A 15,028-nucleotide genomic window follows, 5' to 3' on the forward strand; every position below is an offset into this window, starting at 1 on the left:
TCATGGGAAATAAGACAAAAGGGTTATTAGCCTTACTAGGTATCGGAGCTTTAGCATTTTGGAAATATAAAAATTCTACTCCTGAAGAGCAGCAAGCTGTAAAGGATAAAATTAATAATGCTAAGGACAATTTGAACAAATGGGGAAATGATATTAAAAGCAAAGCTAATGATGTTGCATCCCAGGTTCAGAACAAAGTAGATGAAGCTAAAACAAAAGCTGAAGATTCTTTAAACTAATTAAATTAGTTTTTTTAACATTCATATATGGAAAGTCATCGTAATCCCAGGATTATGATGACTTTTTATTTTTGCCAAGTTCAATGGTAAACTATTTTTTGAGTCCTTTTAAGGCGTATACCAAAGGTAATTTATTCCCGAATTTTGAAATTCTCCATTTTCCTTTCTCAAATTCTTCCACATGGCTGAAACATGGATACGGTGACCAGTCAAATTCCTGGAAAGTCTCCAACTCTATTCCATGTTTGATCAGGTTCTGCAATACTTCGGCCAAAGAGTGGTTCCACATAATATATTCCTGAACAATATCTGCAGACTTATCCGCATAAGTTCCTTCGTAGGTTTCTACGATAGGCTTTTCATTAAAATAATTGTAGGCAACTTTTGTAAAATCATCATCAAACATCCACACAGCGGGATGAAATTCTGCCATCACCAACCGGCCGCCAGATTTCAGAAAATGGCTGATAATCCCAGCCCATTTATCAAGGTCCGGAAGCCAGCCTATGACTCCATAGCTTGTGTACACCATATCAAATTTTTCATCCAGAATATCCGGAAGACTGTATACATCCGAACAGATGAATTTTGTATCTGTTCCGCACTTTTGTGCAAGTTCCTTTGCGGCTTCAATAGCTTTATCCGACAGATCGATACCGGTAACTTCAGCTCCTATTCTTGATAAGGAAATGGAATCCTGTCCGAAATGACACTGCAGATGGAGAATACTTTTGTTTTTGATGTCGCCTAAAAGGTCAAGTTCTATAGTGTTGAGTGAGCTTCTCCCTTTCAGGAAGTCCTCCACAAAATAGAAATCCGATTTCAGGTGCGGATCTACTTTGGCATTCCAGGAGGTTTTATTGATTTCAAGATAATTTTCCATGGTTATTATTTAAGTTATTTTTACAAATGTCTCTAAAACTTTTTAAATAAGCCATTTGTCTTTTTGATTAATTAAATTCCGGGAATAACGATTGATGTATAAGGACTGTAAAGCTCCCATCCGATTGATTCGTAAAGTGCTTTTCCTTCTTTCGTCGCCACTAAAAAATTGTTTCGGATCCCATTTGATAAGGCAGATCTCTCAAGTTCATGCATCAGAAAAGTAGCAAGACCTTTTCTGCGGTGTTTTTCCTCTGTCACTATTCTGTCGTACACCGCAAGTTCATCCACAAGAGCAACATGTCCGGAACAGGCCAGATCACCGTTTTCAGCAATAATCTTCACCAATACAGTCGAATTATATCTTTCATACTCCAAACCGTAACCTTCATACAGTACGGAATCAGGTTTTTTCATTGGTAGGAAACATGACATCATATAACCTGGCGGTTGTATTATCCATCGTTCAGGGACCGCCTTTTTTACCTCATCAGGAGGAGCACAGACTTTGATATGGATCCAGGGCTCATTAATGATTTTTGAAAGATTAAGAAAATCGTCGTTCAGTTCAGAAAAAACATATCTTATTTTTTGCTTTTCCTCTCCTACTTCTACTTTGAAACCGGATTCATATTTTACCGGTTGAGGAAGTTTTCTTGATAAAGACCATCCCCTTAGCCATTTTTCTGTGATATCATTCTTTATCCCGCTCATCATATTGCTATTTGTAGTTTGAAAATCAGTCAAGCAATCTCTTTTTCTGTTCGGTAAACTCTTCTTCAGTCAAAATCCCGCTTTCTCTGAGCCTTCCTAACTGTTCCAGATGATCTAAAGCTGTAGGTTCTGGTTTATTTTGAAAATATTCTTTCGGGCGGCTCATAAAATCCCTTACTTTTTCACAAAATAATTCTGCATAATATTTTCCAACATTATCTATCTCCAAAACATTATCTGCAATATGAATATCTACGGAAGCCAGCATCAACGATTTTTCGTACTGTATGGAGCTTACTTTATCGTAAGAAAAATCTTCTACCTTCAACCCGTACATGAATTCTTTATCTATAAAAATCAATCTTCTTTCGGTGGCCACCAAAATAATATGATTATTGTTCAGCTTATTTCTTCCCTCAATCAGGTAAACAATTTTTTCATCCTCTGAAAGTACATCCGGCAAGGCATGAATTTCTTTTCTGGCAAAAATGGTGGGATTAATATCTAATATTTCCAACTCATCTTTTATTTCGTCAAGTCTCGATTTTTCACTCATTATTTAGTTTTATAAATGGCAGATTACAAATTTAATTTTTTCTAAAATACAAAAAGCATTATCTGGTGATAATGCTTTTCATTTTATATTGTATGGATGTTATCCTAAAAACTCTTCCAGAGAAACCGTTTTTTGTTCTCCGGCTTCAAGATTTTTATAGGTAACTGTTCCGCTTTTGATCTCTTCTTCTCCCAAGAAAACAAGGTTTTTAATTCCTTTCTTTTCAGCGTATGTGAACTGCTTGTTCAGTTTTGCATTTTCCGGATACAATTCAGCAGAAATTCCTTTTTCTCTCAACTGCATGATCATCTTTAAAGCTTCTGTGGTTCCTTCGCCTCCGAAATTGGCAAACAGATATTCTACCTGGGTTGTAGCTTCTTCAGGGAAAAGATTAAGCTCTTCCATAACCAGATAAACCCGGTCCAAACCAAATGAAACTCCAATTCCCGGGATATTTTTCACTCCGAAAACCTCTGTAAGGTTGTCGTACCTTCCGCCACCGCCAATAGAGCCCATGGCCACCTCATCCGCTTTTACTTCAAAAATAGCTCCTGTATAATAATCCAGACCTCTGGCCAGGGTAATATTGAACACAAGATTCTGCATATCTACTCCCAGATTCATAGATTGGGTAAGAACAAATTCAAGTTCCTCTACTCCTTTCAGACCAATCTCACTTCCTGCAAATTTCTCTTTCAATTGAAGAAGGTTTTCCAGAGCATCATCCGACTGATTAAATAAAAATTCCAGTTTATCAATAGATTCCTGGGAGATTTCTCTTTCCAGTAATTCCTTTACAACTCCTTCTTTTCCTATTTTATCAAGCTTATCCAGAGCCACAGTAAAATCAATCAACTTATCCGTGATCCCTGCATATTCTGCCAGGCCGGAAAGAATCTTTCTGTTGTTCATATGAATCGTAACAGGAATTTTAAGATCTGAAAATGATTTCAGATACAGCTGAACCAGATCAACCTCCTGCAATAAGCTTTCGCTTCCCACCACATCTGCATCACACTGATAAAATTCTCTGAATCTTCCTTTCTGCGGACGATCTGCCCTCCATACAGGCTGAATCTGGTAACGTTTGTAAGGAAATGTAAGCTTCCCATGATTCATAGCTACAAATCTGGCAAAAGGCACAGTAAGGTCATAACGGAGTGCTTTATCTGAAATTTGAGGGATCAGTTTCTGATGATTCTTATGATCCCAGTCTTCCTGATTTACTTTAGAGGCATACTCTCCTGAGTTTAAAATCTTAAAGATCAACCGGTCACCTTCCTCACCGTATTTTCCCGTTAGTGTTGAAAGATTTTCGAAACTCGGTGTTTCTAATGGCTGAAAACCGAACAATTCAAAATTATTCTGTAAAACATTAATGATATATTTTCTTCTTGAAACTTCCTGTGCGGTAAAATCTCTCGTTCCTTTTGCTAAGCTTGGCTTCATGTACTGTATGTCATTTTGATGATGCAAAAATAAGGAATTGAAAGGACTTTTCCGAAATATAAAAAAGCCGGAGAAATGATATTCTCCAGCCTTGATGCATCATCATTATTAAATCCGGAAAAACTCAGACGCTTTCGAGGATCTCAAGAATTTCTTCACCATAATTTTCAATCTTATGTTTTCCGAAACCTTTGATCTCCAGGAGCTCTTCTTTTTTAGCAGGTTTATACTTGGCTACAGACATCAGTTCTTTATTGCTCGCGATAAAATAGGTAGGAAGATTCTGTTCTTTAGCCTTCTCAGATCTCCAGTATTTCAGGGCATTTAAAATTTTCTCTTCATCGGAGTTTAAAACATCATTATCTGCAGAGTACTTTACTGCCTTTGGTTCTTTCACTATACTTTTAGCTGCTTTCAGCTCTTCAAAATACAGGATTACGGACCAATAACATTCATCATTTACAAAAGCGGTTTCCACTTTTATAATTTCGTTCACTTCAAGGAAATCATCAAGCATTTTTTGATCTCTATGGAGGAATTCTTTCGAAAGTCTGATTTTAAGGACTTTTACTTTCATCATTTGTGTTTTTAGAATTATTTACCTCCTAAAAGCAGGATCTCATCGATTCTGATTTCTGTAATATACCGTTTAACACCATCCTTATCGTCATACGATCTGTAGGTAAGTTTGCCTTCAATAGCAATTTCTTTTCCTTTGGGTACATACTTCTGCAGGATTTCGGCTGTTTTTCCAAAAGCAATCAGATTATGCCATTGTGTTTCTTCTACCTTTTCACCTTTTGCATTGGTGTAATGATCGCTGGTAGCTAAAGATACACTTGCTTTAATATTTCCGCTTTCGAAGTTTACTGTTTCAACTTCTTTACCTGTGTAACCAATTAATGTTACTTTGTTTCTTAGTGACATAACTTTTATTTTTTTAAGATTAATAATTCAGATAAGAGACGTTCACTGTTTTTCTCAAATCTCTGTTGCAAAGATGCTTACCCCAAATCACCTTAGTCGGTTATAAACTATTTAAATTCGTTTGTAGTCGTTTGCAAACGAATATTTCCTTATCTTTGATAAAATCAACCTATGAAAAAGGATATCAGCATTTTCGAGTTTCCTCTCAATCTGGGATTGAAGAAAAAAGATCATGAAGCCGAACCTGGTGTCAGGAAACTCCCGGATTGGTTCAGAAAATTTGGTTTTCATAAAGAAACAGATCCCAAAAATATTTTCAGACTTGAAGCTCCCGAATATTCCATGAAACCAGATCAGGAATCAGGTGTTTTAAATGCAGAAGCAATTATTGATTATGCTCGGAAACAAGCTGATTTTATCCTGAGGAATTATCACGAAAATAGCTTCAACATCATGCTTGGAGGTGATTGCAGTATTCTGATCGGAACTGCCCTGGCCTTAAAGAAGCTTGGAAATTTCGGCCTTTTTTATCTGGATGGTCATACTGATTTTATTCCCGCCAATCTTTCTTCCACCGCTGCAGCTGCAGGAATGGATTTGGCAATTGTTTCAGGATTGGGCCATCAAAAGCTGACTAATATTGATGATCTCAAACCCTATTTCCGGGAAGAACATATTTTCTGTGTGGGAAATGCGGAAACGGATGATGATGAATATGTAGGAGAAATCCTAAATTCCAAAATTCATTATTTTGACCTGGAGAATCTAAGGAAGAATGGCTTCAGAAAAACTGCAGAAGATTTTCTAAGAATGGTTGATGAAAAGAATCTTGACGGATTTTTCGTCCATTTTGATGTAGATGTGCTGAAAGATGAAATTATGCCCGCCGTAGACAGCAGAATGGAAGACGGAATAGATTATGAAAATTTAAAAGAGATCCTGAAACCATTGATAGCAGATAAAAGATGCTTCGGATTAGAAATCACTATCCTTGATCCTGATTATGATACAGAAGGACTTTATACCCGACCTTTCATTGAAAATTTAATTCAGATTATAAATCAACCAACCAAAAAAATCTAAATATGAAAAAAATTACCAGAATATGGCACGGGATTGTCCCTGCTGAAAAAGCCGATGAATATCTCAGATATGTTGAAGAAACAGGTATCTTACAATATAAAAATATCCCGGGAAATCTTTCGACAAAAATACTGAGAAAAAAGATAAGGAAATCTGTCATTTCTTGACTGTTACCGAGTGGGACTCCTATGAAAGTATTAAGAAATTTGCAGGAGATGATTACGAAAAGGCAAAATATTATCCTGAAGACAAAAACTTTTTACTGGAATTTGAGGAAAATGTCAGCCATTATGAAACTTTTGAATATTGATTAAATAAAATAAATTTTGAAGAAAACAATTAAAAGAACACTTAGAGTTTCGAAATATGTAATTTACAGAGAAACCCTGGTGGATTATAAAGAACATTTCTGGTCTTTTCTGGGAGCATTTGTCGGAATCGGGATCATTGCATTCATTCAGTCCCATACTTTAGCTGCCACTGAAAATATATTCCTGATCGGTTCTTTTGGAGCCTCAAGTGTTCTGATTTACGGCGCCATTCAAAGTCCCCTCGCCCAGCCCAGAAACCTGATAGGTGGTCATGTTCTCTCAGCATTGGTTGGCGTTACTGTTTATAAGATTGTTCCTGATATCATTTGGCTTTCTGCACCGTTGGCCGTGGCTTTTTCCATTGTGCTGATGCAGTATACCAAGACCCTTCACCCTCCCGGCGGTGCAACAGCATTGATTGCCGTGAGTTCAACGGGAAAAATTCCGGAATTGGGATACTGGTATGTTCTCTCTCCCGTTTTGTCCGGATGTATTATTCTTTTACTGGCTGCTCTTTTATTCAACAATATCACCCCGAACAGAAGCTATCCTTCCCACACAAGGTTTAAAAGATTATTGAAGAAAAAACATCAGCACCTACACAAACTGAAAAAATAAAAAATATGAACTGTCTTGAATGCGGCGAAAAAATTATCGGGAGGGCAGACAAAAAATTCTGCAATGATGCCTGCCGGAATGCATATAATAATAAGCAGAATAAGGATTCTACCAATTTAATGCGGAATGTCAACAATAAACTCCGTAAAAATTACCGTATCCTTTTAGAACTTAATACGGATGGTAAAGCAAAAATTCCCAAATCAAGGATGGATGGCTTAGGTTTTGATTTCGATTATTTTACCAATCTGAAAGTTTATAAAAATGGCTCTGAATACCGTTTTATTTATGACTATGGTTATAAATTTTTAGAAGATGATTTTGTACTGATTGTAAAGAACCAGACATAATCTATACACAACTCCCAAATATTGCATTATGAAAGAAATTGTCCTTATCACCGGTGCCGGCGGAATGATCGCAAAGAAACTCTCGAAAAAGCTGGAGAAAGATTACACCCTAAGATTTCTGACCCGTCAGAAAAAGAATGACAGGGATTTTGAATGGGATATTAAAAACGGAACAATGGATGAATCTGCCCTGGACAATGTTTCCCACATCATACACCTTGCAGGAGCCAATATTTCGGAAAAACGCTGGACTAAAGAAAGAAAGCAGGAACTGATATCCAGCCGTGTAGACTCTGCAGGACTTCTTTTAAAAACTGTAAAAAAGAAAAAATAAAGCTTAAATCTTTTATTTCCGCTTCAGGAATCAATTATTACGGAACGGTAACTACAGAAAAAATTTATTCTGAAAATGATCCTCCAGGCAATGATTTCCTGAGCGAAGTGGTAGTTTTATGGGAAAGAGCAGCAGATGATTTCAAGGAACAGAACCTAGCTGAAAGGGTGGTTAAAGTACGGACCGCCGTTGTTCTTTCCAGGGAAGACGGTGCATTAAAAAAGATGGTTCTTACCATACAATACGGTATAGGATCTGCTTTGGGAAGCGGAAAACAATATATGCCGTGGATCCATATTGAAGATATTTGTTCAATTTATGAAGCTTCTTTGAAAAACACTGCAATTGACGGAGCTTATAATGCCGTTTCTCCTCAGCATACAACAAATGAAAATTTAACCAAAAAGATCGCTGAAGTTCTTCATAAACCTCTTTTCATGCCTCATGTTCCCGCTTTTGTTCTGAAGCTGATATTCGGTGAGCTGGCAGATGCATTACTGGAAGGTTCAAGGGCATCTTCACAAAAAATTCAGGAAACAGGGTTTCAGTTTAAGTTTCCGGATTTGAAAACAGCTTTGGAAGATCTCTTGAAAGAAAAGAATTAATACCGGGAAATTCCTTTCAGTTTATATTTTGATGCTTTCCAAAGCTTTATTAAGGAGAAATGTGAGCGTTTGTAATTCAGCAGGATCTAAAGTTTCTGAAACCTGATCTGCAACCGTTTTCCGGAAGTTCTCTGAGTTGTTAATCAAAAACTGTCCTTTTTCTGTGGCAGAAAGATTAAAAATTCTCCTGTCGGAAGTACTTTGCTTCTGCACTATAAGATCATTCTTAATTAAAAAACTAATCTGCCTCGACACCGCTGCCTGACTGACATTAAATGCCCTGGAAATCTGCTTTCCGGTAACTTCCTCTTTCCTGTATATATATTCTATGATATTGTAATGGGTCGCAGTAACCCCGCTGATATTGCCTTTATTCATATGGGCCAGTATAAAACACTGCAAATCTGTAAAGACATTAAAAAAATCATCATTCTGTTGTTTCATGAAAAATACTTAACTTAGTTAACTATTAACAAAGTTAATGAAAATTATTATGAAAGAGATTATCATCACCCACGCCCGGCAGAATAATTTAAAAATATTTCATTACGCATTCCAAAGAATAAAGTAACGGTATTCACAGGAGTTTCCGGATCCGGAAAATCATCTCTGGTCTTTGAAACCATTGGAGCCGAAGCCCAGCGACAGATCAACGAGACCCAGAATAGTTTTATAAGAAACCGCCTGCAGCACTTCGGAGTTCCCAATGTTGATAAAATAGAGAATCTGAACGTCCCTTTCATCATCAACCAGAAAAGATTAGGAGGAAATGCGCGCTCCACAGTAGGAACAGCCACAGACATTTATGCTTCCCTCCGATTGCTCTTTTCAAGGATTGGAAAACCGTTTGTCGGTTACTCCAATGTATTTTCATTTAACAATCCACAGGGCATGTGTCGTGAATGTGAAGGGCTTGGCTACGTGCAAACCGTAAACATAGAAACTCTTTTTGATAAAAATAAATCGCTGAATGAAGGCGCTATACAGTTCCCGACATTTCAGCCCGGCGGCTGGCGGCTCACCCGGTACATTCATTCGGGTTATTTCGATAATGACAAAAAGCTTAAAGATTTTACTCAGCAAGAATGGGAACTATTACTGCATGCAGAAGAACATACTCCGAAAAATCCCGATAAACAATGGGGGAAAACAGTAAAATATAAAGGCGTTATCCCAAGAATTGAAAACTCATTTCTGAAAAAAGATTCGAAAGAGAATATAACCAGAAAAGATACTTTAAAGAAAGTCATTATTACCAAAGAATGCCCTGTCTGCAAAGGGCAGCGTCTCAATTCAAAAGTACTGTCGTGTAAAATAAACGGCAAAAACATTGCAGACTGCACCGCTTTATCCATCGATGACCTGTTAAATTTCATCCGGGAAATACCCTCTGAAACCTATGCTTCCGTTATACTGGAACTTGAAAAAAACTTCAGAACCTTCTTGATGTAGGCTTACAGTATCTGAGCCTGGACAGACAAACAGACACGCTTTCAGGAGGGGAATCCCAAAGGATAAAAATGGTAAAGCAGTTAGGGAACAGCCTTGTAGACCTGTTGTATATCTTTGACGAGCCTAGTATCGGCCTCCATCCTAAGGATATTGACCATATCGTGGACATCATCAGAAAAATAAGAGATAAAGGAAATACAGTTCTGATTGTGGAACATGATCCGGACCTGATCAAAATAGCAGACCTCATCATCGATATGGGCCCGGGTTCGGGAAAAACGGAGGCGAAATCATGTATCAGGGAAGCTTTAAGAATTTAAAAGATGCTAAAAGCAAAACAGGCACCTACTTCAAAAAAGAAAGAAGTTATAATGCAAATCCGAGACCTGCCAAAGGCTTTCTTGAAATAACAAACGCTAATCTTCACAATTTAAAGAACGTCAATGTCAGAATACCCACAGGAATCATGACTGTGGTAACCGGTGTAGCCGGCTCTGGAAAAAGCACGCTGATCAATAAAGTTTTACCTGTATTTTACCCTCAGGTCACCGTAGTGGATCAGTCCGTTTTCACAGCGAGCAGCCGTTCAAATTTATTAACTTACCTTAACCTGTCAAACACGGTTAGAAAGCTTTTTTCTACGACCAATAATGTCTCTGAAAAACTTTTTAGCAGAAACGGACAAGGTGCGTGCCCCAATTGCAAAGGATTAGGCATTGAAAAGATAGATCTTGCGTTTATGGATGATATTGAACAGCCTTGCGAAGTATGCAATGGATCAGGATTCAAGCCGCAGGTTCTAAAATATGAATATCAGGAAAAAAACATTGCTGATATTATGAATATGACCGTTCTGGAAGCTCTTCACTTTTTCCCGAAAACCGGTTTTGAACACGAATTCAGCCTGCTGATCAAATTGGGGCTGGATTATCTGACACTCGGACAAAGACTGGACAGCTTCTCAGGTGGTGAAAGACAGCGCTTAAAACTGACCCGAGAATTGAATCATACCAATAAAATTATCATCCTGGACGAACCCAGTACAGGGCTCCACCCCATCGATAATGAGAAGCTTCTTTCTTTCTTCCAGGAATTGGTTAATAAAGGCAATACCCTGATTGTTATTGAACATAACCTGGATATCATTGCCCAGGCCGATTGGATTATTGATATTGGCCCCGGAGCAGGCAAACTTGGCGGCAAGATTATATTTGAAGGAACCGTAGAAAAACTGCTTTCTGCTAACGATTCTGCAACGTCCGTCTATTTAAAGAAACACCTGAAAGGCAAATAAATTATTTTCTTTAAAAACTGCCTGTTTATGGTGTTAAGATCTCCTTATTTTAAAGGATTATAAAGGCCCGTTGAAAAAGAAATATTAATTTAGCATTTCCATCAAAGACACCCTATATAACAAAGAAATATCCAATGCAGAATCCTACCATCAACATTCTTAAGACAGAAATTTTATCCGATAACTGGTATACTTTAAAAAAAGTGACCTACACCATTGAAAAAAAGGACGGAAATAAAGAAACCCAAAGCAGGGAAGCCTACGACAGAGGAAACGGTGCGGTTATCCTTCTTTATAATAAAATTTCCGGCACCGTCATTTTAACCCGGCAGTTCAGGCTCCCAACCTTCATCAACGGAAACACTACCGGTATGCTTATTGAAGCCTGTGCAGGCCTTCTGGATAATGATAACCCGGAAGAATGTATCAAAAGAGAAACAGAAGAAGAAACCGGCTATAAAATCTCAAAAGTGGAAAAAGTGTTTGAAGCCTATATGTCACCCGGCTCAGTAACGGAAATTCTGCATTTTTTCACAGCTGAATACTCTCATGAAATGAAGATCACAGATGGAGGCGGACTGGAAGAAGAAGGTGAAAATATTGAAGTCTTAGAGCTGCCTTTTGAAGATGCTCTTGCTATGATAGACAGCGGAGAGATCATGGATGCCAAGACCATTATGCTGCTGCAGTACCTACGTATTAAAAACATGATGTAGAAAAAAATGAGAAAATTAGTCCCGGCTTTGGTTATTCTTACTCTGGCCAGCTGTAAAGAAGAGAAGCATACACCTGTCAGTCATAAAATTGCTGAAGCTCCCAAACCTGAGATCGTAAGAGATGCCGTATATTCTGAACTTAAGCCCGAAAGCATTACCGGCTTAAAAATTAAAGGGTTTGATGTTGAAAAAGCTTTTTCTGTCGGAGGAAATACGATTGTAACAGGCAGCTATCCATTTATTGATGGGAAAGCTGCTTTACCGGATACCGAAAAAGATTGGGGAAACAGGCTTTTAATGCTCAATAACAAAAACGAAATCATTTACACCTCCAAAGGATCCGGGGAAACCTATCTTTATGAACCGCACTTTTATAAGAACAGTCAGAACGGCAATATTATCATCGTCTGTCAGCTGGCATTTGAATATTTCTTTGGTGGTGAGGCTTTCTTATTGGAAAAAGGGAAAATAAAATATCTTGGAAATTTAGATATTGAACCGAATGATGAGAGAAAAAAGTTAACTGATATCTTAAGAATCAAGGAATCAAACGAAGAGATTACCTTTACTTTTGATGCAGATTCATTGGTCTTAAAACCCGGAAGTGAAGATATTGTGATCAGAAACAATAATGCAAAATATATCTATAATCAGCATTCCCTAACACTCCATCAATAGAATGGCCGTTAAAATCTTCAGAATTGGGGCTGTTGCAGCTATTTTAATCTTCAGCATGCTGATGCTGAAAACCATATCCCAATATACCGGTTTTGATAAAAACGTCGGCTTCCTGCAGTTTAAGCAAAAAGTAGTCGGCAACCCTTACTGGATGGCATTTTTTTATATCCATATCTTTTCAGTTACGCTTTGTCTCTTAGCAGGACTCACCCAGTTCTCAAACCGTTTTTTGGCAGAAAACAGAGCTCTTCACCGCATGATAGGAAAAATATATGTTTACAATATTTTAATTATTAATGTTCCGGCATGTTTTGTACTCGGATTATTTTCAAACGGCGGGATAATCGGGATTACGGGATTCCTGCTACAGGATGTTCTCTGGGCTTATTTTACGGTTGCCGCTGTTTCTTTCATTAAAAAAGAGAATATTTCCACCCATAAAAAATACATGGCCTTAAGCTATGCAGTGACTACTACAGCCATTACCTTCAGAATGATTAAGAACCTGATCTATCAGGAAAACCGGCACGATTATGAACTGTTCTACGGATTAAATGTATGGGCTTCCCTCATTATCAATCTGTCTGCCGCATACCTGATCATCAGGAAATCAAAAAGGATTAGCGCTCAAAGCTGACATTGGTAATGAAAATAAAAAATGCAATAAATAGTAACAGGGCAAAAGAGGCAATGAAGATCAACCCGTTCCATACTGTTTTATATTGGGATTTAGCCGTCCATCGGTTAAAAAAGCGCATGATAAGGTAAGCTAAACCGCCGAATATGGCCAGAATAAAGATCATAAACATGAATTCCATAGAAATTAATTTACATCAAAACTAATATTTTAAAATTAAAAAACAATACCCGCTGGAATACTGTTTTTCTTTCTATGAAAATTTCGCTTATTGAGTTTGAAAAAAACGATTGGTTTTTATTTCAGACAGCTGAACGGATGTAGAAGGAATTCCGAACTTGATCAGCCTGTCGATGACTTCTTCAAGATGTGCACTGTCCTTCAGCACACATTCAGCAATGAGGCAATATTCGCCTGTGACCCTTTTACAGCTGATGATCTCAGGAAACTGTTTCAGATGATCGATAAATACTCTGAACTCATCATTTTTAAATTTCAGATGAATAATAACTTTCAGGCTGTATCCCAGAAGGCTGTAATCAACATCTGCTGTAAAGCTTTTAATCACACCGGTATCGGTAAGATTCTGTACTCTTTCTTTTGTGGCAGACTGAGACAGGGAGATTTTCCGCCCTATTTCGGCATAACTTAACCTGGAATTTTCGATCAGTAAGCTTAATATTTTACGATCAAATTCATCTAAAACTATTTTCATTGCATTTTTAAATTAAATCAGTGGAATTCTCCAAAATTATAAAATTTAACCATTAAATCCATTTTAAAATATTATGAATTAAACAGAAATTTGACATAAAAAAATATGACAACAATTGAATTTTCAAACCATGGAAACACCCCATTTGAAAAACTGATCGGGCACAACCCTGAGATCCTGGCGAAATGGAACAACCTTGAAGAAGTCTTCTTTAAAAATACAACGTTAGATCCTAATCTGCTGGAACAGGTACGAAGAATCCTCGCCTTTGGAAACGGCTGTGAATACTGTATGGTAAAAGGCGGGAAAGCCGATTTCAGCCAGTCAGAGCTTAAAATATCCGTAGCTGTGAGCTTTGCCGAGCTTTTCTGTAAAGACCACCGTTCCATACTCAGGGCTCATTTCAGCATGCTGAGGGAATTCTTTTCTGACAAAGAAATTTCAGAGCTCTGTACGTTTGTCAGCTTTATCAGTGCTTCCCAGAAATTAGGAAAGATATTTAACCTGACGGAGGACTATCAGCCCAATGCAGTTATAAAAATGGAACAGCTTCCTTAAAAACTCAAAAACCTGATTTTTAATCTGAACCAGCATCTGAAAAAACAGGTGCTATTTTACTTCTATATACTCACCCCATGAATATTCTTTACCTCAGCCATCACGAAGGTACTGTGTGCACCTCCAATGGAATCCAATGATCCCAGCTTATTGAATACAAAATCCTGATAGTGCTTCATATCCCTTACCTGAACTTTAAGGAGAAAATCGAAATCCCCGGAAATATTGTAGCATTCCGCTACTTCATCAATCTGTAAAATATCTTCAACAAACTGATTTCCTACTGCACGGTCATGCATTTTAAGCTTGATCTGGCAAAAAACAGTAAAGCCCCGGTTCAGCTTTTCGGCTTCCAGAACTGCTGCATAATGTTTGATAAATCCATCCTGCTCGAGTCTTTTCATCCGTTCAAAAACAGGTGAAGGCGAAAGGTTGACCTCTTTTGCAAGCTCTTTTACCGTTAATTTGGCATTTTTTTGAAGGATTCTGAGCAATTGGAGATCCTTTTCATCAAGTCTTTCCACAGGATAATATTCTTTTTTAGGATTATATTTTCAAAAATACAGAATAATTCACTTAATAATATATATTGGAAAGAATTATTTTCTTAATTCCTTACATCTAGCCAATGAATTCACTTTAATAGCTAAATTTACCTCAGATTTGTTCTTTAACATCCTTCATCAAACAGAATAGGTTTTACCTAACGTAGATTAATAGGGAATCGTGTGAGAATCACGAGCTGTCGCGCAACTGTAAGTAATACCCAAAGTTTTATCCTGAAAATATCCACTGCCAAAGCGGGAAGGATGATAAAACCGTTACAAGCCAGGAGACCTGCCTATTCTGAATGGACAATGCTTTCGCGGTCTGAAGCTTCAGGTCATACAGATGATACTTTTTTGAATGT

At 37.5% G+C, this 15,028-nt stretch carries 26 protein-coding genes and 1 riboswitch; of the genes, 15 read left to right on the forward strand and 11 right to left on the reverse strand.

Annotated elements, in window-relative coordinates:
• Positions 1 to 2: 2 nt before the first annotated feature.
• Positions 3 to 239 carry a YtxH domain-containing protein gene (locus N4G44_RS10935; RefSeq protein WP_260544482.1) on the forward strand — a complete coding sequence of 79 codons (237 nt, stop codon included), beginning with the start codon at positions 3 to 5 and terminating at the stop codon, positions 237 to 239.
• 91 nt (positions 240 to 330) lie between these two features.
• Here the strand turns inward: N4G44_RS10935 and N4G44_RS10940 are convergent, their stop codons facing one another.
• From N4G44_RS10940 to N4G44_RS10965, 6 genes are all read right to left on the reverse strand, one after another.
• Complete coding sequence (locus N4G44_RS10940) at positions 331 to 1,122, reverse strand: class I SAM-dependent methyltransferase (protein WP_474926737.1); 792 nt, start codon at positions 1,120 to 1,122, stop codon at positions 331 to 333.
• Between the two features lie 71 nt (positions 1,123 to 1,193).
• The gene (locus N4G44_RS10945; RefSeq protein WP_474926738.1) at positions 1,194 to 1,838 is read right to left on the reverse strand and encodes a GNAT family N-acetyltransferase; all 645 of its coding nucleotides are present in this window, start codon (positions 1,836 to 1,838) and stop codon (positions 1,194 to 1,196) included.
• A 22-nt stretch (positions 1,839 to 1,860) separates the two neighbouring features.
• Positions 1,861 to 2,391, reverse strand: a complete 531-nt coding sequence (locus N4G44_RS10950) for a PH domain-containing protein (protein ID WP_474926741.1) — start codon at positions 2,389 to 2,391, stop codon at positions 1,861 to 1,863.
• Positions 2,392 to 2,490: 99 nt separating this feature from the next.
• The gene (gene hisS, locus N4G44_RS10955) at positions 2,491 to 3,840 is read right to left on the reverse strand and encodes a histidine--tRNA ligase (protein ID WP_474926743.1); all 1,350 of its coding nucleotides are present in this window, start codon (positions 3,838 to 3,840) and stop codon (positions 2,491 to 2,493) included.
• A gap of 124 nt (positions 3,841 to 3,964) precedes the next feature.
• Positions 3,965 to 4,420 carry an HRDC domain-containing protein gene (locus N4G44_RS10960; protein WP_474926745.1) on the reverse strand — a complete coding sequence of 152 codons (456 nt, stop codon included), beginning with the start codon at positions 4,418 to 4,420 and terminating at the stop codon, positions 3,965 to 3,967.
• A 14-nt stretch (positions 4,421 to 4,434) separates the two neighbouring features.
• Positions 4,435 to 4,767 carry a single-stranded DNA-binding protein gene (locus N4G44_RS10965; protein ID WP_306843019.1) on the reverse strand — a complete coding sequence of 111 codons (333 nt, stop codon included), beginning with the start codon at positions 4,765 to 4,767 and terminating at the stop codon, positions 4,435 to 4,437.
• A 171-nt stretch (positions 4,768 to 4,938) separates the two neighbouring features.
• On the opposite strand from N4G44_RS10965, the gene N4G44_RS10970 reads away from it, so the two are divergent.
• The 7 genes from N4G44_RS10970 to N4G44_RS11000 are packed head-to-tail and all read left to right on the forward strand — an operon-like array spanning position 4,939 to position 8,068.
• Positions 4,939 to 5,850, forward strand: coding sequence for an arginase family protein (locus N4G44_RS10970; RefSeq protein ID WP_474926748.1), 912 nt, complete (start codon positions 4,939 to 4,941; stop codon positions 5,848 to 5,850).
• A 2-nt stretch (positions 5,851 to 5,852) separates the two neighbouring features.
• Positions 5,853 to 6,017, forward strand: coding sequence for a hypothetical protein (locus N4G44_RS10975; RefSeq protein ID WP_474926751.1), 165 nt, complete (start codon positions 5,853 to 5,855; stop codon positions 6,015 to 6,017).
• A complete protein-coding gene (locus N4G44_RS10980; protein ID WP_474926753.1) occupies positions 6,014 to 6,160 on the forward strand; it encodes a hypothetical protein in 147 nt (48 codons plus the stop codon). The genes N4G44_RS10975 and N4G44_RS10980 overlap by 4 nt, the downstream gene beginning before the upstream one ends.
• Before the next feature lie 16 nt (positions 6,161 to 6,176).
• Positions 6,177 to 6,779: an HPP family protein gene (locus N4G44_RS10985; RefSeq protein ID WP_474926755.1), complete on the forward strand. Its 603-nt coding sequence runs from the start codon at positions 6,177 to 6,179 to the stop codon at positions 6,777 to 6,779.
• Between the two features lie 5 nt (positions 6,780 to 6,784).
• The gene (locus N4G44_RS10990) at positions 6,785 to 7,129 is read left to right on the forward strand and encodes a hypothetical protein (RefSeq protein ID WP_048504359.1); all 345 of its coding nucleotides are present in this window, start codon (positions 6,785 to 6,787) and stop codon (positions 7,127 to 7,129) included.
• Positions 7,130 to 7,157: 28 nt separating this feature from the next.
• Positions 7,158 to 7,463 carry an NAD-dependent epimerase/dehydratase family protein gene (locus tag N4G44_RS10995; RefSeq protein WP_474926757.1) on the forward strand — a complete coding sequence of 102 codons (306 nt, stop codon included), beginning with the start codon at positions 7,158 to 7,160 and terminating at the stop codon, positions 7,461 to 7,463.
• Positions 7,464 to 7,492: 29 nt separating this feature from the next.
• Positions 7,493 to 8,068 carry an epimerase gene (locus N4G44_RS11000; RefSeq protein ID WP_474928327.1) on the forward strand — a complete coding sequence of 192 codons (576 nt, stop codon included), beginning with the start codon at positions 7,493 to 7,495 and terminating at the stop codon, positions 8,066 to 8,068.
• Between the two features lie 21 nt (positions 8,069 to 8,089).
• Here the strand turns inward: N4G44_RS11000 and N4G44_RS11005 are convergent, their stop codons facing one another.
• Both N4G44_RS11005 and N4G44_RS11010 read right to left on the reverse strand, forming a co-directional pair.
• On the reverse strand, positions 8,090 to 8,512 hold the full coding sequence (locus N4G44_RS11005; protein WP_474926760.1) for a MarR family winged helix-turn-helix transcriptional regulator: 423 nt from the start codon (positions 8,510 to 8,512) through the stop codon (positions 8,090 to 8,092).
• A 65-nt stretch (positions 8,513 to 8,577) separates the two neighbouring features.
• Positions 8,578 to 8,865, reverse strand: coding sequence for a hypothetical protein (locus tag N4G44_RS11010; RefSeq protein WP_474926763.1), 288 nt, complete (start codon positions 8,863 to 8,865; stop codon positions 8,578 to 8,580).
• A gap of 94 nt (positions 8,866 to 8,959) precedes the next feature.
• On the opposite strand from N4G44_RS11010, the gene N4G44_RS11015 reads away from it, so the two are divergent.
• From N4G44_RS11015 to N4G44_RS11040, 6 genes are all read left to right on the forward strand, one after another.
• Positions 8,960 to 9,520 (forward strand): hypothetical protein, encoded by a 561-nt coding sequence (locus N4G44_RS11015; RefSeq protein ID WP_474926765.1) that lies wholly within the window; start codon positions 8,960 to 8,962, stop codon positions 9,518 to 9,520.
• Positions 9,521 to 9,588: 68 nt separating this feature from the next.
• Positions 9,589 to 9,840, forward strand: coding sequence for a hypothetical protein (locus tag N4G44_RS11020; RefSeq protein WP_474926767.1), 252 nt, complete (start codon positions 9,589 to 9,591; stop codon positions 9,838 to 9,840).
• A complete protein-coding gene (locus N4G44_RS11025) occupies positions 9,813 to 10,814 on the forward strand; it encodes an ATP-binding cassette domain-containing protein (RefSeq protein WP_474926770.1) in 1,002 nt (333 codons plus the stop codon). The genes N4G44_RS11020 and N4G44_RS11025 overlap by 28 nt, the downstream gene beginning before the upstream one ends.
• Before the next feature lie 134 nt (positions 10,815 to 10,948).
• Positions 10,949 to 11,530, forward strand: a complete 582-nt coding sequence (nudK, locus tag N4G44_RS11030; RefSeq protein ID WP_474926775.1) for a GDP-mannose pyrophosphatase NudK — start codon at positions 10,949 to 10,951, stop codon at positions 11,528 to 11,530.
• A 6-nt stretch (positions 11,531 to 11,536) separates the two neighbouring features.
• On the forward strand, positions 11,537 to 12,208 hold the full coding sequence (locus N4G44_RS11035; RefSeq protein WP_474926776.1) for a hypothetical protein: 672 nt from the start codon (positions 11,537 to 11,539) through the stop codon (positions 12,206 to 12,208).
• A 1-nt stretch (position 12,209) separates the two neighbouring features.
• Complete coding sequence (locus tag N4G44_RS11040) at positions 12,210 to 12,845, forward strand: DUF2306 domain-containing protein (RefSeq protein ID WP_474926777.1); 636 nt, start codon at positions 12,210 to 12,212, stop codon at positions 12,843 to 12,845.
• Here the strand turns inward: N4G44_RS11040 and N4G44_RS11045 are convergent.
• Both N4G44_RS11045 and N4G44_RS11050 read right to left on the reverse strand, forming a co-directional pair.
• Positions 12,829 to 13,026, reverse strand: coding sequence for a hypothetical protein (locus N4G44_RS11045; protein ID WP_474926779.1), 198 nt, complete (start codon positions 13,024 to 13,026; stop codon positions 12,829 to 12,831). The two genes, N4G44_RS11040 and N4G44_RS11045, sit on opposite strands and share 17 nt — an antisense overlap.
• An 87-nt stretch (positions 13,027 to 13,113) precedes the next feature.
• Positions 13,114 to 13,560, reverse strand: a complete 447-nt coding sequence (locus N4G44_RS11050; protein ID WP_474926781.1) for an Lrp/AsnC family transcriptional regulator — start codon at positions 13,558 to 13,560, stop codon at positions 13,114 to 13,116.
• A 105-nt stretch (positions 13,561 to 13,665) separates the two neighbouring features.
• Between N4G44_RS11050 and N4G44_RS11055 the strand changes: the two genes are divergently transcribed.
• A complete protein-coding gene (locus tag N4G44_RS11055) occupies positions 13,666 to 14,118 on the forward strand; it encodes a carboxymuconolactone decarboxylase family protein (RefSeq protein WP_474926784.1) in 453 nt (150 codons plus the stop codon).
• Between the two features lie 62 nt (positions 14,119 to 14,180).
• Here N4G44_RS11055 and N4G44_RS11060 read toward each other — a convergent pair whose 3' ends face one another.
• Positions 14,181 to 14,642 carry an Lrp/AsnC family transcriptional regulator gene (locus N4G44_RS11060; RefSeq protein ID WP_474926787.1) on the reverse strand — a complete coding sequence of 154 codons (462 nt, stop codon included), beginning with the start codon at positions 14,640 to 14,642 and terminating at the stop codon, positions 14,181 to 14,183.
• Positions 14,643 to 14,795: 153 nt separating this feature from the next.
• A riboswitch (cobalamin riboswitch) is annotated at positions 14,796 to 14,977 on the forward strand.
• Positions 14,978 to 15,028 lie beyond the last annotated feature (51 nt).

This window comes from Chryseobacterium sp. GTID13, assembly GCF_056172655.1.